Below are 22,512 nucleotides of genomic sequence, written 5' to 3' on the forward strand. Positions count from 1 at the left end.
CTCTTTCGCTTTTTATTAATATCAATGAACCTTAATACATCAGATACTTAATTACCAAACGCCTCAAATCAGTATATTTCATCTATTTACTGCTTAAAGAGGCAAGAAAAGTTATAAATAATTTGGTGTTATCAAAAATTCTCACTACCTTTGCACTCGCTTTTAATAAGAGCACAGGGAGATCCGCTAGCTCAGCTGGTAGAGCACAACACTTTTAATGTTGGGGTCATGGGTTCGAGCCCCATGCGGATCACTAAAGTAAGATAAGAGAGTAACTATATCGTTATTCTCTTTTTTTATATCCCATTATTCAAATACAGTTGAAAGACTTCTCATTCATTCAAGGGCATTACAATCCTTACTGATTATTCTTTTCTGCCACATCCCCTATCCTATCCATGGAACTTACACTAAGGCAAATATAATCATAATTCAATCGGACATAAATGAAAAAAAGAGATTTAAGATGGGATTCTTTTTATCACTTATTTTCCAATTTCATTATATTTTATGCGCAACAAGAACCTAACGATTACCTTTCTATCGCCCTTTATAGCATTAACGAAACGAATTGCGCTTACACTATGAATAAGCTCTTCATCAACAGACAAAATATTGGTAGACATTAACACTCGTACATCTTTTATCTTATTGTCTGATGCATCATAATCAAACTGAACAACACTCTCTCCCTGTACACCATTTTTATATACATATCCAGCTCTCCTCCATGAGAAATTATGACATATATACTTCTCTACCCTACCTCTGAGGAATACACTTGGGAAATATACTCCAGCGGTATTATCATAATGAATATCCATATTGGAGATTATCAAAGGACGTTCTTGTTGTAGATGACTTGTTCTACAACTGATTAAAGAGAAAATAATCAATATTGGGACTATATGTCTTAAGAGCCTCATTATCTTATTCTTTACTTATCATTTTTCACAAACATGTGGGCAATTTATAAGCATCGTTTAGTGCTATACCTCATAAACTATTTACCAAATACCATGTGTAGAACCTATAATTTCGCATTATACAAGAGCTTCTTGTCAGATGATAGATTTCTGTTTTCAACCCGTATAAAGATATTTATACCACTAACAGTTCACTTATAACATGCCCAGTACCTTTAATATACCATATATCAGTGACACAATAGCACCTATCCAGCCTCTTATATACATATACTCACCACCTCCCCCAGAATGATGAGACTTGGCACAAACCCATATCATGATAATGCCTATTATAATATAATTTACTCCTTCTAAAAGACTGTAAAATAATCCAATAATACCCAAAAGAAGAAGACATAAGAGGATACAAGCAGCAGAAATGGTCGAAGTCTTTTTGCTTTGTAATCGTCTTAAACAGTAGAAGAGATAGCAAACCAGACATATCGTCAAAAATCCTGATATACTATAAATGCCCATTACGTCAATCTATTTAGACTTTGATTTATCCACCTTACTGTCCTAATCTTAATTTTCAAATACCTTTAAGACCTACGCTAATGGCGCAGTACTATTCTTCCCCTGCTTACATGTGCTAATATCTTACTTCAAAGGAGACTGAAGAAATCCTTTTCCCTATACCTTTCAAAAGACAATTCAGATTGTAGCAACATCAACAATGCTGTACTTTTTCTTCATCAAACACTTTTTGTCATCTGTAAATCTCAATAGCTACAGACGCTGTGCTTTGTATTATCTTGCAAATACATTATTACTATCAAATCTCAAGATAAATTGAAGAATAATTAGTAATAAAGCAGACCACTCCCGACGACAAATATACACTTCTTTATAAACATCGATGAGAGATATAGAAACAAAGCCACACAATGATTATTCATCAATGTAAAGTAACACTATCAGTACCTACAAACCCCTAATTTATTTTTATTTTCTGTTGCTGTCATTTTTAACATTTAGCGTAAAAGCTTCATATCCAAACATATAAACAGGAGTATATGATGACAGAAATGACAGCAACTTCAAAAAGTCTGTTTGCCTCTCTCTCGCATCTTATGATCGTTCAACAGACTGATGCAGCTTAGAAGAAACCCCGATAGAGGTCAATAAGCGTTGACAGTTGTCGCAGTTGTGTATCAACAAGTTCTACCTGGCAATCAAGTTGGTCGCGCTCACTATCAAGAACCTCTAAGTAGGTAGCACGATTATAATTGTAGAGTTGTTGAGAGACAGAGACGGCTCTGGTCAAAGCATCATTCTGTTTCTTCTTCAACACTTGGTATTGAGCCAAGTTACGTGCACGGGCTTGCAAAGTAGACATTTCACTGTAAGCTGTGAGCAAGGTCTTATCATAATTATATAAAGCCTCCAATTGCAATGCATTAGCTTGGTCAAAGTTTGCTTGAATAGCTTTCTTATTAATCAGCGGAGCCGTCAATCCCCCCACCACACTGAAGGCTAAAGACTTAGGCAGCTGAAGCAAGTATTTAGGATTAAAAGCGTCAAGTCCCAAAGATGCAGAGATATTGAGAGAAGGCAAGAAAGCCTTTCGTGCAGCTTCGACATCCCATTTGGCAGCTCTAAGTTGGTGCTCAGCAGCAACAATGTCAGGCCGATGTAGTAGTAGACTTGCAGGGATTGCTTGCAACGTATTAGGCAATGACTGTTCCATCAAGACATTCTTATTACGCGTAATAGGAGTAGGATATCTACCTAAAAGCAAATTCAGATTATTCTCTGTCTCAGTGATAGCCTGTCGAAGTTGATACTCCTCAGCAGAAGCCTTAGCCAGTTCTGACTCAAACTTCTCAACAGCTAACTGGGTATCAGCATCTGCCTCTTTCTGAACACGTGCTATTTGTACAGCTTTCTTCTGCAAAGCAATGTACTGCTGCATAATATCCAACTTATTATCAAGTGCCAACAAAGCATAATAGTTCTCAGCCACATCAGCAACGAGTTGGCTCTTTATTGTCCTTTGTCCTTCTTCTGATGCAAGATAACGTTCAACAGCTGCACGCTTCGTACTATTAAGTTGGTTCCATAAATCGACACTCCAATCTAAATGTAGATTAGGTGCAAAATCAGGAACAACGTTTGGCACATTATGTCCTGGCGTAATCTCCGTACCCACATTACCAGCTCCTTCTGCTGTATATCGGCCCGCCTTAGATGCACCGGCAGCAACATTAGCCGTAACTGAAGGCAACATCTGTCCACGCTTCGCCAAGATATTGCTTTTAGCAATGGCCATCTCTTGAAGCGTTATTTTAAGATCTTGGTTATTTGCGAGCGCTGTATCTATCAGTGCACATAGCGTTGGATCTTTAAAGAAGTCGCGCCATAGGGGTATAGCCGTCACTGTATCAGCTGTAGCAACAGGCATAGAAGCCTTTACTGTATCGTTTGGCAATGTTGCTTGTGGAGTCTTACAAGCAACCACGCCCAACAATGATATAAGTGTCATGAGACCATAGGCGAGACACTTGTTATTTCTCTTCTTCATCATCATTCGTTACTTCTTTATGATATCGTTTATCTTTCTCTTCGCTTAAAGGTTTATCCTTTTGATAATGCACAATCTTATCGGCCATTGAAGCAAAGATATAATAAAGACCAGGAATAATAACCAATCCGAACATGGTTCCTATCATCATACCACCCACAGCTGCCGTTCCAATGGTCTTATTACCAATAGCACCAGCACCAGTAGCAAAGACGAGCGGGATAAGTCCGGCTATAAACGCAATACTGGTCATAAGAATTGGACGGAAACGTGCCACAGCTCCTTCTATAGCAGCTTGTGCAATGGACTGTCCCATATTCTTTCTTTGTACGGAGTATTCTACCATCAACACCGCATTCTTACCCAAGAGTCCGATAAGCATGACCAATGCTATCTGTGCATATATATTGTTTTCTAACCCACACAGCCTCAACAATAAGAATGCTCCAAACACACCCACTGGTAAGAAGATGATAATTGGCAGTGGGAGTAAGAAATTCTCATACTGTGCTGCTAAGATTAAGTAGACGAAAACCAAGCACACAATAAAGATGATGATTGCCGTGTTACCTTGATCTACCTCGTCCTTTGATATTCCTGCCCAGTCATAGTCATATCCTTTAGGAAGCGACTGTTGGGCAACCTCACTGATAGCTTTTAGTGCCTGACCACTTGAGTAACCAGGTGCCGGAGCACCTGTCACCTCTGAAGAGTTATAGAGATTATGACGTGTAATCTCACTCATACCATAGGTCTTGTTGAGTGACATAAAGTCAGAATAGGGTACCATCTCTCCCGCATCATTCTTTGTATAAAGATGAAGCAGGTCTTCTGGGAAGGCTCTATACTGAGGTGCTGCCTGAACAATAACCTTGTAAGGCTTACCAAACTTGATAAATCCCGTCTGATAATCAGAACCTACTAATATAGAAAGACTGTTGAGAGCCTTACCAGGTTCAACTCCCTTCTGTAATGCCATGGCATCATTGACATTGAGCATATACTGCGGGAAGCTTGCAGAATAGAACGTGAAGGCATTTCCTATCTCCGGACGCTTGTTCAACTGACGGACAAAGTCTTTGCTCACACGCTCCATCTCGTGATAATCATTATTACCTGTCTTATCAAGCAATCGTAGCTCAAAACCACTGGCAGCGCCATAACCAGGAATTGAAGGCGGTTCGAAGAAATCAATATTGGCTGTCGTTATCACCTTACATTTATCTTCGAGGTCTTCGATAATCTCCTTTGCTGTACGCTTACGATGCTTCCAATCCTTTAAGTTAATAAGACAACTACCAGAGTTAGCACTTGTTCCTTCAGAGAGAATCTCAAATCCTGCAAGTGAAGAAACACTCTCTACTCCTTCCTCTTTCTCCGCTATTGCTAACAACTGACGAGCAACCTCATTTGTTCGTTCAATAGTTGAGCCTGGTGGTGTCTCAATGACTGCGTAAATCATTCCTTGGTCTTCTTGTGGGATGAAGCCTGATGGAAGCCCGAGATTAACCCAATAAGCAAGACCGCAGAAAACGAGAACAGCAATCATCGTGAAAGCCTTATGCTTCACAGTATGTTGTAAGACGTGTGCATACTTCTTACTACCAACATTAAACTGAGCATTGAAGCGTTGCAATAATCTACCTATAAATCCTAACTTGACATGATTCTCTTGCTCCTTTGTGAGGATGAGCGCACAGAGAGCAGGTGTCAAGGTCAGTGCCACAAAACCTGAGAAGAGAATGCTGGATGCCATCGTTATAGAGAACTGACGATAGAACATACCTTCTGGACCACCCATGAATGCCACTGGAATAAACACGGAAGCCATAACAAGAGAGATGGCAATAATGGCACCACTAATCTCTTTCATTGCTTTCTCCGTTGCTTCAACAGGTGTCAGTTTATTGCGCGATATCTCTACATTCACGGCCTCTATAACCACAATAGCATCATCAACGACAATACCAATCGCCATTACAAGGGCAAACAACGATATCATGTTAAGTGTGATGTTGAAAACAAGCATCGCAATGAAACTACCCAACAAAGACACTGGGACCGCCATAATCGGTATTACAGCCGAACGCCAATCGCCTAAGAAGACGAACACAACAAGGGCTACAAGTATGAAGGCTTCAAATAATGTATGGACTACCTTATCTATACTTGCGTCAAGGAAGCGACTTATGTCATAACTATACTCATAATGCATACCCTTTGGCATGTCTTTCTGAAGGCGAGTCATCACCTGCTTGACTTGCTTTATGACGTTGCTTGCATTACTTCCGTATGCTTGTTTCAACGTCACAGCTGCTGACGGACGACCATTGAGCGTTGAATAGATATCATAGACTTCACTGCCAAGATGTATGTCGGCAATATCTTTCAATCGAACAGCCTGACCGTTCGCATTGCTTTTGATGATGATATTCCCATACTCTTCTGCAGTGGTGTAACGACCTGGATATTTCAAGACAAACTCCTTCACCTGTGGACGTGTACCACCACTCTCACCTAATTTACCTGGTGAGACCTCTATGTTCTGGTCTTCCAACGCATCACTAACATCATCCGTTGACAAGCCGTAAGCTACCATCTTATCTGGATGCAACCATACACGCATAGCATAACTACGCGTACCAAGAATATCAAGGTCGCCCACTCCATCTACACGCAACAGCTCTGGAGAGATGTTGATATCAAAGTAGTTGAATAAGAAATCTTGGTTTACACTTGGATCATCGCTATAGAGATTAATGTACATAAGGATGTTAGGCTCCTCACGTGAGATTTTAACACCCTCTCGTATGACCTCAGGTGGCAATTTATTCGTAGCTGCTGAAACACGGTTCTGTACGTTTACAGCATCTACATTAGGGTCAGTACCTAACTTGAAAACTACGTTTATTTCTGCTTCACCATCGTTTCCTGCATCGCTCTCTATATATTTCATACCAGGAACACCATTCAAGGCTTGCTCCAATGGTATAATCACTGACTTAATCAACAACTCATTGTTTGCTCCTGGATAATCAGCTACCACATTCACCTTAGGCGGTGAGATGGAAGGGAACTGCGTAATCGGAAGATTAAACAAAGACAGAACTCCAATAAAAGCAATGACCAGTGCTATCACAATAGATAGAACCGGTCGACGAATAAATATCTTGAACATTTATTGAATAGCGATTTCGTTTGACTTTATTGATTGTCGTGGTGTCACGAAGCGAGTATGCACGTGGTCACCATCATTCACTTTCTGTATACCATCAATTAGATAATGGTCTGACGCTGTAAGGCCTGATGAGATGACATAGACTCCTGTCAACTCAGCTGAAATCTGTATCTGGCGTTGATGAGCAATGTTATTCTTATCAACGACGAACACATACTTGCGGTCTTGCAACTCGTAGACAGCTTCTTGTGGGATAACGATAGCATTCTTCTTCTGTACAAGTAGCTGTACAGTTCCCGACTGTCCGTTACGTAGTAAGCCTTTGGGATTAGCAAATAGCGAACGAACAGATATCGTTCCTGTCGCATTATCGAATTGTCCTGATATGTCTTTTATGCTTCCTCTGGCTGGGAAGGTACTGCCATTGGCCAACAGCAACTTCAAAGGTAACTGCATATAAAGTTGTGGATGTTGCTGTAAGTCTAAGTAATCGCTCTCTGAGATGTTAAAATAAACCTGCATCTTAGAGTTATCTGACAGTGTCGTCAACAAATCATCTTGCTGAATGAAACTACCAACCTTCTGTGGTATCCTTCCTAAAACACCACTAAAAGGTGCTCGAATAATAGATAATCGTTTGTGTAAAACGGCGAGTTTGTAATCTGCTGTTGCTGACTGGTACTTTGCTTTGGCCATTCGACGCGCGTTGGGAGATACGATGTTGTTCTCTGTAAGCCGACTTGTGTTTTGCAAATCTATCTCAGCTTGTTCCTGCGCAGACTTTGCTTTCGCAATCTCCTCGTCTTCTCCTACTATAGCAATACGAAACAAAGGTTGTCCGGCACGTACCATCTGGCCCTCATCTACGTATATCTGCTGTAGTATTCCTTCTTGCTGTGAGCGCACCTCAATGTTTCTTAATGATTGAATGTTAGCCACATAGCTTTGAGGAAGACTAATATTAGTTACCATTGGAGTTGTTGCTGTAAAGACAGCCTTCGTATTCTCTTCTGTTTTTTTAGAATGACAACTCCATAAAAGGATAGAAAGTAAAGAAAGAAAACAAATTCTCTGTACCATAATCTATTATCTATTATCCCGTTTTAACTAATCTGCAAAAGTACAATAAAATATTTATTCACGCAATAATAATTTGTGATAAAAGTATTCTCCATAGATAAAAATATTCTTTCCAGCGACCTTCTCACAACTTCGGAAGTATCTTTCTCACGGGAGGTCAATACCTTTATTAATCTTACCCACAAATTAGAAGAACAAAAGTCTTACCTTGAAAAAACAGTATATGCCATACCTTCTGCCCTTCTCGCTATCTTCATCAGAATTTATCGCTTGCTTCTCCACTTTTCGAAAGAGCCTATATAATCGTAAAATATCTTTACATAGCATTGAGGTAAATACGCTTAATGTAGGGGTGTATCACCTCTTAAACGCAAGACTATAACATGTAATAAATCAACCTATTACGAATATCATTATAGAAGACGCCCCTCTTGCTTCAAGAAGAGCGTCTTCTGCACCCAAGAAGGGCATGTTCTCGAACAAAGAAGGGCCTTTTCTTTTATCATTCTTGGCCTCTTCTCAAATGGAGAGAGAAATGATTATCAATAATTATTTACAATATCTTCTTACACGTTTAGCCTTTCTTCGTCTTTTATCAGTAATCTTATAGGGATGTCTCGGCCATTTTTCTAACAGAACGACACTGACTTGTACCTCACAGGTTGAGCCACACAGAGGTCTGTTCAAGTATGAGATAGCACAGAGATTACAGTCAATATTGGCAAAAGTGCCCTGCACTCTCTGTATGTCTATCGCCCTTCTTGAGTTTTCCCCATGTACAAAAAGAGACTAAAATCGCTGTGTACTCTATGAGAAATGAAAAACCCAAGTGCTTTTGCGAGTAGCCCTATAAGGGTTACCTCACTCGTCACACTCCTCTTTGTGGGTGAGGAGAGAAACATGATTGAGGTATTTACCGTCTAATCTTCCATTGGAATGTACTACATGGCAAACCAACTTCATTCACAAGGTTGGCACGTGTGAAAGGTTGCCAACCATACCGAACTGAGACAGGGCGAGATACAGAAGAGGACTTAACGAGAACTGTGTTAGCCGACGTTATCTGGGCTTCTGCAGGATAGTAGACGCCATCTGCTCCTGCCACTTCAAACCCAATAAGATGGTTACCATGAGCTGACAACGACCGTGCATGCGTAAATTGCAGTTCAAGACCATCGTCTTTTACGGATACAGAATGGCAGACAGGTCCCTCAGACTCTATCTTGTAAGCATAACTATGGTTCAATGCCTGTAGGGCAAGACGCTCACCTACAGGCTGCTTATTTGTGTAATGAACATCTAAAGAGTCGCCTAAGTCGGTTGTCACAACCATCCACGTGTTATGTAACTTTGATGCCATACGTCGTTGAGAGTCTCGGAAACGAGGCCAAGAAGGACGATTCAGACTTGAAAGCTGAACGAAATAGAATGGTAGTTCTGGGTTATGGAAGAAACTACGCCAACTCTTCTCCAACAATGGGAAGAGACGTTCGTGTAGCTCCATATTATGGGCATTCGACTCACCTTGATACCATATAACACCATTGACACCATAACCTTTCAAAGGAAGTAATCCTGTCTCGAACATATAGGCAGGTGAATAGGGGTGGCGCTGCAGCGGGTTCTTACTCAACTTGACATTCTGCAAGGCTCGTTCACGTGCCCATTTCATACCGAAATCGCTGTGATACCAATCATGAAGGATGGAAGGCACATGCTGTTCTAATGTATGGCGATCAATCCATGACTCCGTAGTCGTACCCCCAACAGCATTACAAATAATGCCAACAGGCACTTGTAGACTATCAGCCAACTTCTTACCGAAATGATAAGCCACAGCAGAGAAGCCACTCAAAGACGCTCGTGTACAATTACTCCAAGGGCCAACACGTAGATACTGATGCCGATTGACAGAGTCGCAAGCACCTACCGACCATGAAACAGAGGTTGTTAGATAGATAGCAGACATATTAAACAGATGTAAACGTGTCTGTTTCTCTGCTTCGTTGAGGTCTTGTTCTCTACTCTGTACAGCACTCACTGGCAACTCCATATTCGACTGTCCTGAACAAAGCCATACCTCTCCTACATAGATGTCTTTAATCGTCAGTTTCTGTTTCTTTGTACTTATCACAGCCTTATAAGGGCCGCCAGCCTCTTGTTTAGGGAATGAAACCTTCCACTTCCCTGCCCCATCCGCCAAAGCCGAGAGCGTATGACCATTGAAAGAGACCTTAACTGTTTCGCCTGTGTTAGCTATTCCACGGAAAACAATAGGTTTGTTGCGCTGAACAACCATGCCATCCGTGTACAACGGTGAGACAGCAAGACCACCATAGTTGCCTGTCAGTGCACCATAGACAGCCTCAGCAATAATCTTCGCACCCTCTGCATTAGGATGAATAGCATCTGCAAGAAGGTCAGGACGACTATATAAAGGTGTGTTTAAGTCGATGAGTGGGAGTCCTGTGGCCTTAGCCACCTGCCGAATATGGCGCTGTATCTGGTCGTACCAATCACGTGTACTACTTTCAAAACGTGGATGTCGGTCAAAGATAGGTGTCATCTGACAAAGCCAAATCTTTGCTTTCGGATTAGCCTGACGGAAGCTATCAATCAAACGGATATAGTCTGCATTGAACTCCTCGCTATATTCTGGCCAATTTCGTGGGTCTGTATCATTGAGCCCAAGATGGATAACAACCAAGTCTGCCTTAAAGTCCAAAGCCTCTTGAAACTCTTTTTGGTCAATATATGGACGATGTCCGTGACTCAACAACGTTGCGCCAGAGTGCCCAAAGTTCTTGACTTCATACTGGTTTCCCAACATCTGCTGTAGCTGAGAGGGGTAACAATTCTTCTCCCTATCGGCAATCGTTAAGCCCCAAGTAACACTGTTGCCTACACATGCCACCTTAATTCTTCCTCCTGCAACGGCGGTTAAGACAGTTAAGAACAAACCTAATACTAAGAGAATCCTTTGTTTCATCATCATGTATATTTGTAGTAATGATAGATTTTGATTTTTACTTTAAAGTAAAGACGAAAGTATGTCTTTGCAAAGTTAACGATAAATTATGAATAAAAGGGATACTATAATTAATAAAAAGAGCCATCACGAGTATTTTATCACACAAAGAAGAAAACTATACGGAAGAATTATTAAGTCAGTTTCTTACCCACATAACGCAAAAAACCTTTATCATTCTAACTTCAAATGTCGTATTTCCACATCGTCACTAAACACTAAAGAAAGCCCTTAAAAACAAGAAAACAGACGCTTTGAAGCCTTTGGAAAGAAATTAAAAGAACATGTGTTCGCACACATCTAATTGATGAAAAAATAATCTACTAAAAGTTTGCAGAAGCCGTAAAATTACTATATCTTTGTGACTGTTATCCTGAAAACAATCTTTTACCTTTAAAGACTAATACCTATTGAGTAATAAAGCGATTTCCTGTGAAGGCCATCGCTTTTCTTTTTTTATATACCTTATTAATAATAGTAGATATCTTTACAATACCCATCTACCGTAATACACTTACGACCATCCCATACTTTAGCGGTTAATAAATACAAGCATACAGTTGCAATAGACTTAATGGACCCATACAAGAAGGGTCATTATAGCAAGAAACCCCAAGAGTCAGTTACAACTCCCAGGGTTTCTATCAACCAAAATCAAGAACATTCGTCTATAGAAAGTATCTATTACAAATTATTGATGAACCACTCAGCGACCTGTCTTAATAGATGGTTACGTGTGTTTCCACCATAGATACCATGATTACGATTTGTATATAGATTCTCCTTAAAATCCTTGTCGGCTTGTACTAAGGCTTCAGAATACTCAAATGTGTTCTGTGGATGAACATTATCGTCTGCTAAGCCATGACATATCAAAAGCTTTCCATGAAGCTTCTCAGCACGATTAATAGGATTTATGGCGTATCCTTCAGCATTTTCTTGTGGTGTACGCATATAACGCTCAGTATAAACAGAATCATAATAGCGCCAGTTTGTTGGTGGAGCGATGGCCACACCAGCCTTGAAAACATTACGTCCCTCACTCATACTCATCAATGTATTGAAGCCGCCGAAGCTCCAACCCCATATTCCTATACGTGAAGCATCAACGTAACTCTGCTTGCCCAACCACAAAGCTGCCTCTGCTTGATCCTTTGACTCTAAGTCTCCAAGTCTCAGATAAGTACACTTCTCGAACGCTGCACCACGTGCACCAGTGCCACGTCCATCTACTGTTACAACAATATAACCCTTTTGTGTCAAGTAGTAGTCGAACATTGCACCGCTACCCATAGACCCTACACTCCAGTTGTCGACAACTTGTTGACTGCCAGGACCGCTATACTGATGCATAATAACAGGATACTTCTTTGTTGCATCGAAGTTGGCAGGCTTCACCATCCAGCCATTTAGTTTCACACCCTCAGAGGTTGTAAACGTAAAGAATTCAACTCCTGTGTTGCCATACTTAGCCAACTTTGCCTGCAACTCATCATTATTGAGGACCTCACGCACTTGCTTTCCCTTGTTATCATAGATGGCAAACACGTATGGATGATTGCTATCACTCCATGTGTTGAGGAAATACTTATAATCACCAGAGAATGATGCTACATTCCATCCCGCACGAGCAGAAAGACAAGTCAACTTTCCTGACTTATCAGCAACATATATCTCACGCTGCATTGGCTTACGTGCTGCTGCTTGGAAGTAGGTATTACCTGTCTTTGCATCATACCCATAAATCTCTGTTACATCATAGTTTCCTTTATCAATCTGGCGTATAAGCTTGCCATTCTTATCATATAAATAAAGGTGCATATAGCCGTCACGGTCAGAAGGAACAAGGATATAATCCTTCATAATACTAATCCCTTCCATCGCTTCTTCCTTCACATACTTAGGTACACTCTCCTTTATCAGTAACTTACAAGTACCTGTAAGCGGATTAGCAGCATAGAGATTTAGCTCGTCCTGATGACGATTCATTGTATAGACAATGATTCTATTGGCATCGAAAGTTGTCTTAATACGTGGAATATAACCATCGGCAGCCAATGGTAAATCGTATTTACGCACAGCGCCATCGGTCAAATTGTAAGACCAAGCGTTCACCTTTGAGTTTGCCTCACCTGCCTTTGGATATTTATAGCTGTAGTCACCAGGATAGACATCAAACATCTCAAAGGTTGGATGAGAACCTTTATAGAGCTGGAGGGTAAAACTCTTTACCTCGCTCTCATCATATTTGATCCAACTTAACGTCTTACTATCCGCACTCCAAGCAAGTGCATTGTTAAAGCCGAACTCCTCTTCATTCACCCAGTCAGGTAAACCATTGATTATCTTATTAAATTCACCATCGGTAGTAACTTGCTTTACGTTCTCACCATCCGTTATATAGATATTGTTCTGATGAACATAAGCAATCTGACGACCATCAGGTGAGAAGGTGGGAATCTGCTCTGAACCATCATGTGACAGTTTCTTCAACTGCTTCGTCTTAACATCATAGAGATAGAAATCGGCTGTAAACGAACGACGATAGATACGATTAGTATTCGTCTGTAATAATAGTCGACTGCCATCTGTCGAGATCTGATAATCATCAAATGAACTTAACTGCACGCCCTTGGCATCAGCGAGGTCGAAGATAACCCCTGTTGCGTTACCTGTCTTAAAAGAATACTTCACCACTTGACGCCCATCAGACGAGATTTGTGCATATTCTGAGGTACCCTCTAAAGGGTTAACACCAGAGATGCGCTTAGTTGCAAAGGCACCATTAGTAATGTCTTTCAAAGAGATAGGTTCCCCAGCTGTCAACTGAAGTGCACTTAGCACCGATAAACACATAAGTAATATTCGTTTCATAAATTCAAGTTTTAACAGCACAAAAATATAAAATAATCTGTATATTTGCAAACGAATGGAACAATATTATTGCGACTTTGGGAGTTGGCTGCGTACCCAGTTCCCTTATAAGGTACAAAAGATTTCGGTTAACGCTGGCTTTACCTGCCCTAATCGGGATGGGAGAATTGGACATGGTGGTTGTATCTATTGCAACAACCAAACGTTTAATCCGGCCTATTGCGACAATGGTAAAAGTGTTACTCAACAACTTGAAGATGGTAAAAGATTCTTCTCTAACAAGTATCCTGATATGAAGTATCTTGCTTATTTCCAAGCTTATACAAACACATACGGGTCTAATGAACATATCAAAAAACTTTATGAAGAAGCTCTTGCAGTAGAGGATATTGTCGGACTTGTCATCGGTACACGGCCTGACTGCATCAATAACGATCTGTTAGACTACTTTGAAGAACTTAATCATCGAACGTTTCTCATCGTTGAATATGGTGTGGAAACCTGCAATGATGCGACTTTACGACTCGTGAATCGTGGTCACGACTTTGCTTGTGCACGTAAAGCAATTGAGGAGACTGCCCAACGTGGTATTCGTGTTGGAGCACATATCATCCTTGGTCTGCCTGGCGAGGATGCCGAAGAAAGTCTCAGACAAGCACCAATCATCTCTTCTCTCCCGTTAACAACACTGAAAATTCATCAGTTGCAGATTATCCGTGGCACTCGTCTTGCAAAGATGTACGCTGAAAAACCATTCAATCTTTATACGGTTGAAGAGTATATCAAGCTCATTGCAAATTATATTAGCCTTCTCAGATCCGACCTCGTTCTTGAACGTTTCGTCAGTCAGAGTCCTCCAGAACTGCTCATTGCACCTAAATGGGGACTGAAGAATTATGAGTTTACACATCGTCTTCATAACTATATGAAAGAATGTCTGAATAATAAAGAGCTATTAGATAAATGAAAAGAAGGCATAAACTTTCAATTGTCTATATTGTTATCTCACTCACAGGATTGTCTTTGTGGCAATTATGGAAGAGCAGTAGAATAATTGAAGACCCAGCTTATACCAAAGGTGTAGTTAATGAACTATATAAAGTTCGCGCTACTCCTTACTTTTCTTATTTATATACTATCGATAAGAAAACCTACAAAGGGAATGGTAAACGATATGGAGAATATGAAAGCCTACAAATTGGTGACACTATTACCGTCTATTATCAAAAAAGTAACCCTAACAATAGTGAAGCCTATATAAGGAAGAATAAATAACAAGCTCCAGCCTATAGGGCATCAAATATCTACCCTGTACCGATAGATACAATAAATGGAAACGCCAAATGAAAGGTTTTTGCTATATTCTTTGAGGCATACTTGTGTATAACTGTGCACTTGTTTACAGCAAAAAGAAAGAGGACTTAAAGAACTAAGAACAATCAAACTAATGAATAAACTTAGCAAAGGTATAATAATTTCAACTTTAACCGTTATCTATATTCTTGGGGTTAGCTTTGTACAAGAAAACTTTAGGAATGGGCACGATGTAGGGACTGGTATTCTATACCTTTATAGCTCCTTGCTCTTTGTCATTAGTTTTATCCTTTCATTCTCAGTATATGGAATAAGCAGAAAAAGGAAATATACATTTCTTATAATTGCCCTATCATCCCTACTCTACTACATTTATCTTTGGATGGAACAAACAGATATGCCTTACGAAAGGATTTTCTATATTCTCTGGGGCATACTTATTTATATCTGTGCATTTATATACTGTAAACGCCAAGAGAATTGAACATTGAGAAGCACACTCTCTCATCCTCTCTTAGCTTCCCTTTTCAAGAAACAATCAACTGACAATTTGACTGTAAGCAGTGTCATTTTGTCAGATACAAGGCATGGGCACATGATTTGATATATAGTCATCAGAAATTAAAAAAAAGAACTTAATACCTGATCCTATACAAGGGAAAGGGAATAAAGAAAGGATATTAGATATGACATTTGATAAATTTACAATAAAAGCACAAGAGGCTGTTCAGAGTGCGATAAATATTGCACAGAGAAATGGACAGCAGACCATTGAACCAGTGCATATTTTGGCTGGTGTGATGGAAAAGGGAAAGGACGTGATTAATTACGTCTTCCAGAAATTAGGTGTGAACGCACAAGCTGTGGAGAGTGCCATTCAGAATGAGATGAGCCACTTACCGAAAGTATCTGGTGGTGAACCTTATCTCTCTTCTGAAACCAATCAGGTAATGCAACGCACGATGGATATTTCGCAGAAAATGGGCGATGAATTTGTGAGCATTGAACCGATGTTGCTCGCTCTGTTGGCTGTAAATTCCACCGCAAGTCGGATATTGAAAGATGCGGGTTGCACAGAGAAGGAGATGACGGCAGCTATCAACGACCTTCGTCAAGGTCAGAAGGTGCAGTCGCAAAGTGGTGATGAGAATTATCAGTCATTACAGAAATATGCCCGCAACCTTATCGAGGATGCACGTGCAGGCAAGCTCGACCCAGTGATTGGTCGTGATGAGGAGATTCGAAGAGTATTGCAGATTCTGTCTCGTCGTACAAAGAATAACCCTATTCTCATTGGTGAGCCAGGTACTGGTAAGACCGCTATTGTTGAGGGTTTAGCAGAGCGAATCGTTCGTGGTGATGTGCCAGAAAATTTGAAAGATAAGCAACTCTACTCATTGGATATGGGTGCGATGTTGGCTGGTGCTAAGTATAAAGGTGAGTTCGAGGAGCGATTGAAGAGTGTGGTTAAGGAAGTGATGCAGGCTGATGGTAACATCATTCTCTTCATTGACGAGATTCATACATTGGTTGGTGCAGGTGGTGGCGAAGGTGCCATGGATGCTGCTAACATACTTAAACCAGCCTTAGCACGTGGCGAGTTGAGAGCTATCGGTGCAACAACCCTGAATGAATATCAGAAATATTTTGAGAAAGATAAGGCTCTTGAGCGTCGTTTCCAAACAGTTATGGTGGATGAACCTGACGAATTGGACGCCATCTCTATCCTTCGTGGATTGAAGGAGCGTTATGAGAACCATCACAAGGTTCGTATTCAAGACGACGCTTGTATAGCAGCTGTAAAACTTTCTGAGCGTTATATATCAGATCGTTTCTTACCTGATAAGGCTATCGACTTGATGGATGAGGCAGCCGCAAAACTACGTATGGAGCGTGATTCTGTTCCAGAGGAGTTGGATGAGATTACTCGTCGTTTGAAACAACTGGAGATTGAGCGTGAGGCGATTAAACGGGAAGACGATAAGGAAAAGATTGCACAACTCGACAAGGAGATTGCCGAACTCAAAGAGCAGGAACATAGTTTCCGTGCTAAGTGGGAAGGCGAGCGTGGATTGGTGAATAAGATTCAACAAGACAAGCAAGAGATTGAGCAGCTCAAGTATGAGGCTGATCGTGCTGAGCGTGAGGGCAATTACGAGCGTGTTGCAGAGATTCGTTACTCTCGTTTGAAACAACTGGAGGATGATATCAAGAATATTCAACAGCAGTTGCAAGCAACACAAGGCGGTGAGGCAATGGTGCGTGAGGAAGTTACTGCGGATGATATCGCTGAGGTGGTAAGTCGCTGGACGGGTATTCCTGTCACCCGAATGTTACAAAGTGAGAAGGATAAGTTGCTCCACTTAGAGGATGAGTTGCACAAGCGTGTCATCGGTCAAGATGAGGCTATCACAGCTGTAGCAGATGCTGTTCGTCGCTCACGTGCAGGATTGCAAGATCCGAAGAAGCCTATTGCTTCCTTCATCTTCTTAGGTACAACGGGTACAGGTAAGACCGAGTTGGCAAAGGCATTGGCTGATTATCTTTTCAATGACGAGTCTATGATGACGCGAATTGATATGAGTGAGTATCAAGAGAAGTTCAGTGTAACTCGACTCATCGGTGCACCTCCAGGATATGTAGGCTATGACGAGGGTGGTCAGTTGACTGAGGCTGTACGCCGTAAACCTTACTCAGTGGTTCTCTTTGATGAGATTGAGAAGGCACATCCTGACGTATTCAACATTCTTCTGCAGGTATTGGACGATGGTCGATTGACAGATAATAAGGGGCGAACAGTGAACTTCAAGAATACGATTATCATCATGACGTCTAATCTTGGTTCACAATACATCCAGCAACAGTTTGAACATCTTAACGATACTAACCGTGAGGAGGTAATTGATAAGGCAAAAGTTGCAGTAATGGATATGTTGAAGAAGACTATTCGTCCAGAGTTCCTCAATCGTATTGACGAGACAATTATGTTCTTGCCATTGACAAAGAATCAGATTGGTGGTGTTGTTCGTTTGCAACTCGAAAGAGTTAAGGAGATGTTGGAACCACAAGGTATCAATCTCGAATGGACCGACCCAGCCATCAACTATCTTTCAGATGTTGGCTACGACCCAGAGTTCGGTGCGCGTCCTGTCAAGAGAGCTATCCAGCGTTACGTATTGAACGACCTCAGCAAATCATTGCTTGCAGGTACTGTCAATCGTGACAAACCAGTAGTCATTGATTGCTTTGGCGAGGGCTTAGTATTTAGAAACTAATATAAAAGGGAGGGTGTCATTTGACACACTCCTTTTTTTTGTTTCATCCGACATTTCGACTGATACTACTATAGAGCTTTATGACGTAAATTTCTGTTCTCCTTTAGGCTTCTTCGCGACCAACATGTTTTATTATCCTTAGTAATTCTACGTGTCATAACCGTCCGCACTGTTGGTGTTCACCGTCCGCACCATTGGTGCTGAGTATCCGCTCGATGATATGACATGATAAAAGGGTTATTGTGGTTTATCCACTATGGAGAGAAAATATTACCTTTGTCATATGAATAGTACCGAGATATTTACACAGGCTTTGAGCCTATCAGAAGCAACTTCTTAAAAGAAGGGCAAGGGGATTCGTAAATACAGAAAACTTTAAGTATATGGTCTATTTCATAACAGGGGAGCTTAAACTTAATTACCCACACGATTCGTTATAGAGCCGAATATTTTTTTGTAACTTTGTGCTATAAAACTTAAATACATTTTCATTATGGCATCAAAAGCATATAACGTTCTATTTATTGTAGCAATGTTGTTGTTCAGTAGTTGCAGCGTATTCCGTGGACTCACACTCGATGGTCCTTCTGGTCCAGATATATATGAATATCAGAAGTTGGAACGAGACACTATTTTCAAAGGAAACAATCCGCTTCATTTTCCACTTGCTGCATCGCATCGTTGCATAGATAGAAGTATGCATATAACTCACAAAAAGGCAGGAAATGCAGAGGAGATGCGAATAGATTCACTCGTTGAGCAATGGTTTGGAAAAGATGGGCAATTGCTTATTATTCATAACGACAGTATTGTTTACGACCAATGGACAGAGCCTTTTTATCCAAGAAAGAATGCTACCATTTTCTCTGTTTCCAAATCGTTGACGGGGCTTCTTTGTGGTATTGCCGTAGATGAAGGTTATATCAAGAGCGTAGACGACTATGTAACTGATTATATTCCAGAATTGGCACAATACAATGCTACATTCAAAAAGTTACGGATTGTCCACCTACTGAATATGCAGGCTGGTTTCGATTTTTACGAGGACTATGAATTGACTCTAAAAGGTTTGTTTAAAATATTCAAGATAACTCAACTGCAATATGGGCACGACTTCACCCGACTTTTCCGACACATAAAGTTTAAAAGTCAGCCTGGCAAGAAATATGAATATAACAGTTTAACAACAGCTCTACTCTCTTGGATTATTGAACGAGCTACAGGTAAAACCTATGCAAACTATATGAGTGAGAAGGTATGGAAACCATTAGGTATGGAACGCGATGCATGGGTTACAATAGACAGTCGTAAGCATCATCACACACAAGGCTTTGGAGGTATTGCTACAAACGTGTATGACCTTGCAAAAATAGGAAGATTATATTTGAATGATGGTACGTGGAATGGGAAGCAAATTGTCAGCAAGGAGTGGATAGACAAGAGCTTAGAAAAGACTACCGAGAATAAAGGTTATCATTATTGCTGGTACCATCAGTATCGCGATAACAATGCCGATAACTCTTCTTTCTATGCGTTTGGTGTCGGACACCAATTCATTTATATTAATCAGAAGAAGAATGTGATTATTGCCCGAATAGGAAACAACTACAATTGGATGGGGTGGGAAATGTCATTTTTCGACTCCTTGTGCGACAAATTGTTCTAAACAAAATAAGTAGTTAAAATTCTGAATATATTTTGTAGGTAATGACAAGTAATAAGGGGGGTAAAACGAAATGTGTAAATACGATGTTTGGGTGGACGTGATTAGATTGTTTGTTTATCAGAGAGTTACGGAATATTAGAGGATGAATGAGGTGCAAAACGAAATGTTACAATCGTGTTACATTTGCGTTACATTCGATGAGCGTTTGAATGGTGTTTGAGAGAAAAATGTTACATAGGAGGGTAAATGGGGCGATTTGGGACGTTTTAAGCCTGAATATGTGTACTTAATAGTGTAAGGAGTATTGACGGCGACAAAGGCGAAGCAAATAGCTTTGACAGGGTTGTTTTATGTATAAATTGATGAGGTAGGTTATTTACAGCTTACCTTTTATTTTACGCATTTAGTAAAATATTATATGATTAAAATATCGTATATAGTAACTATTTTGTATATTTGCAAACAAAAAGAGATAACTATGACAAAGGTAATACACGTACAATTGATGAAAGGGAGGAAGAATTATTACTTTGGCTCAATTCCTGCGATTTACAGCGTTTTGACGGCTGAGGAGATTGGTATTAAGCAAAGCTCGCTGGAGCGTGTAGGACTGAGCAAGGGAGGGGTTGTACTGAACAAAAAGGCTTGTATCAGGGCTGGTGAGCTTATACGCTCAAAGGTGATAAAATAAGGGTATGTATAAACAGCTAAAACGCTGATTGAACGATAGTTGAACGGATTTCAATACGTTTCTGAACGGTTGAAAGCCGTTTTCTTTATTTTATTGGGTTGTAAAGGTGTGTTTTTAAGGTAAAAAATGGCTTTGGAGTGACATTAGGGGTGACGATTGGAGTGACAGTGTAAAACGAAATGTGTAAAGAGGGGTGACATTAGGGGTGACACTTTTTTTATGTTTTTGACCACATTCACCCCCCTAATAAAGACGAAAAAAAGCGGATAGACCCTATTTTTAATCATTTACCCCCCCCATTTATTCCGTATAAGGAGGGGTATAATATCATATCTCGTTAATAGACATATTGTCGAATTTCCTTTATTTTCAAGGCTTTTAGGCTAATTTTGATGTATTACACCCAACAAAAGTGTGTGCGTGCTCACTTTTGCGCCTTATCGTGCACCTTATTCAACATCAGAAATGCTTATAACTGTGCCCAGGCTGTCAAGTGTAAAGATTTGGTTGTAGATCTGTGTTGCACCATATTGATTCTTTGCACGGTATTTATGACGTACTATGAACCATTTAGTGTGTGGGTTCTGTGATACTGGACTCCATTCAACACCATCATAGCTTTCAGGATCGTTCAGATTCTTTTTTAAGAACTGTTTTACCTGGCGTACTGAAGCATCTAATACATCATTGTGAACAACAGCCACAGGTTCTTTCTTCTCTTGTGGTTCTGGCGAATCGCTAAATGCACCTGCAATTAATACTGATATTACGATTAAGCCAATAACCGCTAATATAGAAAGATTAAGCTTTGCCTTTTTCCTCTCTTGTGGAGTCCTCTCACTCCATTTCTTTTTCTCTTTCATATAATATAAACTTAAGTTATTAGACGTATTATAATTGAAAATAGTTATGCATCAATCTCCCAATCTTTGTAGCCCTTTGCACGCAGTTCTTCCAAGCGTTTTGTATAGGCTGTGATATCATGAACCAGTGGAACCATTCTATACCTATCGTATAACTGCTGTTTCTCGTCATCTGTCAATATAACAGGCTTGTCAGGATGTAACTTGTTCCAATAGTTTTCTACAAAGAACACTGCATTACAGCGTACTCTGGCATATTCTTTCAAGAACTCTTCAAGTTCAGTCTTCTCCGGGTCTATCATAGTATATATGTTTATCAAATGATACAGTTAATGCGTACAGATGCCTTGACGAGGGCAAGAGCAGTAATACGGCGAAAGTCGATATCCCTTGCTGCATAAGCAGGATTCTCTGAGCCGAGCGTTACGAATGGTTCGCCCTTATCAGACTTGCGGATGTATTTTACCACAATATAGTCTTCTCCATCAATATCATAAGAAAGCAGGTACATTTCTCCATAGAGTAGATTATTCATATCGGTTGACTGCTGCTTATACAGTATAATATCGCCAGACTTGAGCAAGGGATACATAGAATCACCAACAATACGAATAGCACCATCACACTTGGGTAAATTAGGAATCTTAATAGTATCAATGATATTCTGCTTGTTGTTGTCAAAGAGGGCCTTCAGTCCTGCAGTAGCTTCAAAGTCATAGAGATATACTACTTGCGTATCTTCTTTTTTCTCTATGCTGCGAGGTTGGTGTATAGGCTTCACCTTTACTTGTGACTCTTCTGTTGTGGGTTTGAGCATGGGACCTTGGCCTGTGAGGAGCCACTCTGGAGAAATGTTTACGCATTTTGCATAAACAATATCAATGTCAAAGGTATTCCGGCTAATCCATGTATTAACAGCCTGTGGAGATACGCCTATTATACGAGCAAATTCTGACTTATTTCCGTCAGAATAGTGTTCTATAAGCTTTAAAAGTCTATCCTTTTTCTCCATAATTAAACATTTTGCGTAAAATAATTGCCTAAATATTTG

General features: G+C 40.3%; 14 protein-coding genes and 1 tRNA gene. 6 read left to right on the forward strand and 9 right to left on the reverse strand.

What is annotated here, in order from left to right:
* The first annotated feature begins 180 nt into the window (after positions 1–180).
* Positions 181–253 (forward strand) — tRNA-Lys (locus AXF23_RS15675).
* A gap of 232 nt (positions 254–485) precedes the next feature.
* Here AXF23_RS15675 and AXF23_RS15680 read toward each other — a convergent pair.
* From AXF23_RS15680 to AXF23_RS15710, 6 genes are all read right to left on the reverse strand, one after another.
* Positions 486–824: an energy transducer TonB gene (locus AXF23_RS15680; RefSeq protein ID WP_146156770.1), complete on the reverse strand. Its 339-nt coding sequence runs from the start codon at positions 822–824 to the stop codon at positions 486–488.
* Positions 825–2,067: 1,243 nt separating this feature from the next.
* Positions 2,068–3,498 (reverse strand): TolC family protein, encoded by a 1,431-nt coding sequence (locus tag AXF23_RS15690; protein WP_107626161.1) that lies wholly within the window; start codon positions 3,496–3,498, stop codon positions 2,068–2,070.
* On the reverse strand, positions 3,476–6,670 hold the full coding sequence (locus tag AXF23_RS15695) for an efflux RND transporter permease subunit (protein WP_107626162.1): 3,195 nt from the start codon (positions 6,668–6,670) through the stop codon (positions 3,476–3,478). Before AXF23_RS15695 ends, AXF23_RS15690 begins: the two co-directional genes overlap by 23 nt.
* Positions 6,671–7,750: an efflux RND transporter periplasmic adaptor subunit gene (locus tag AXF23_RS15700; RefSeq protein ID WP_107626163.1), complete on the reverse strand. Its 1,080-nt coding sequence runs from the start codon at positions 7,748–7,750 to the stop codon at positions 6,671–6,673.
* Positions 7,751–8,663: 913 nt separating this feature from the next.
* A complete protein-coding gene (locus AXF23_RS15705; RefSeq protein WP_370445520.1) occupies positions 8,664–10,739 on the reverse strand; it encodes a GDSL-type esterase/lipase family protein in 2,076 nt (691 codons plus the stop codon).
* Positions 10,740–11,462: 723 nt separating this feature from the next.
* Entirely contained in the window at positions 11,463–13,652 is a 2,190-nt protein-coding gene (locus AXF23_RS15710) for a S9 family peptidase (RefSeq protein WP_199222217.1), read from the reverse strand.
* A 55-nt stretch (positions 13,653–13,707) separates the two neighbouring features.
* Here AXF23_RS15710 and AXF23_RS15715 point away from each other — a divergent pair, with 55 nt between their 5' ends.
* The 5 genes from AXF23_RS15715 to AXF23_RS15740 all read left to right on the forward strand — a co-directional run bounded on the left by AXF23_RS15715 (position 13,708) and on the right by AXF23_RS15740 (position 20,598).
* Positions 13,708–14,619, forward strand: coding sequence for a tRNA modification radical SAM protein MnmL/YtqA (locus AXF23_RS15715; protein ID WP_107626166.1), 912 nt, complete (start codon positions 13,708–13,710; stop codon positions 14,617–14,619).
* A complete protein-coding gene (locus tag AXF23_RS15720) occupies positions 14,616–14,927 on the forward strand; it encodes a DUF3592 domain-containing protein (RefSeq protein WP_107626167.1) in 312 nt (103 codons plus the stop codon). The genes AXF23_RS15715 and AXF23_RS15720 overlap by 4 nt, the downstream gene beginning before the upstream one ends.
* 725 nt (positions 14,928–15,652) lie before the next feature.
* Positions 15,653–18,241: an ATP-dependent chaperone ClpB gene (gene clpB, locus AXF23_RS15730; protein WP_107626169.1), complete on the forward strand. Its 2,589-nt coding sequence runs from the start codon at positions 15,653–15,655 to the stop codon at positions 18,239–18,241.
* Between the two features lie 493 nt (positions 18,242–18,734).
* Positions 18,735–19,907 carry a serine hydrolase domain-containing protein gene (locus tag AXF23_RS15735; protein WP_107626170.1) on the forward strand — a complete coding sequence of 391 codons (1,173 nt, stop codon included), beginning with the start codon at positions 18,735–18,737 and terminating at the stop codon, positions 19,905–19,907.
* A gap of 478 nt (positions 19,908–20,385) precedes the next feature.
* Positions 20,386–20,598, forward strand: a complete 213-nt coding sequence (locus tag AXF23_RS15740; RefSeq protein ID WP_107624709.1) for a hypothetical protein — start codon at positions 20,386–20,388, stop codon at positions 20,596–20,598.
* A 449-nt stretch (positions 20,599–21,047) separates the two neighbouring features.
* Here AXF23_RS15740 and AXF23_RS15745 read toward each other — a convergent pair whose 3' ends face one another.
* From AXF23_RS15745 to AXF23_RS15755, 3 genes are read right to left on the reverse strand one after another with little or no spacing between them, the layout of a single operon-like run.
* The gene (locus tag AXF23_RS15745) at positions 21,048–21,461 is read right to left on the reverse strand and encodes a hypothetical protein (RefSeq protein WP_107624710.1); all 414 of its coding nucleotides are present in this window, start codon (positions 21,459–21,461) and stop codon (positions 21,048–21,050) included.
* 44 nt (positions 21,462–21,505) lie between these two features.
* The gene (locus AXF23_RS15750; protein WP_107624711.1) at positions 21,506–21,763 is read right to left on the reverse strand and encodes a hypothetical protein; all 258 of its coding nucleotides are present in this window, start codon (positions 21,761–21,763) and stop codon (positions 21,506–21,508) included.
* Positions 21,764–21,777: 14 nt separating this feature from the next.
* Entirely contained in the window at positions 21,778–22,473 is a 696-nt protein-coding gene (locus AXF23_RS15755; protein ID WP_107624712.1) for a LexA family transcriptional regulator, read from the reverse strand.
* Between the last annotated feature and the right edge of the window lie 39 nt (positions 22,474–22,512).

This window comes from Prevotella sp. oral taxon 313 (genome assembly GCF_003043935.1).
GTDB classification, from domain to species: Bacteria; Bacteroidota; Bacteroidia; order Bacteroidales; family Bacteroidaceae; genus Prevotella; species Prevotella jejuni.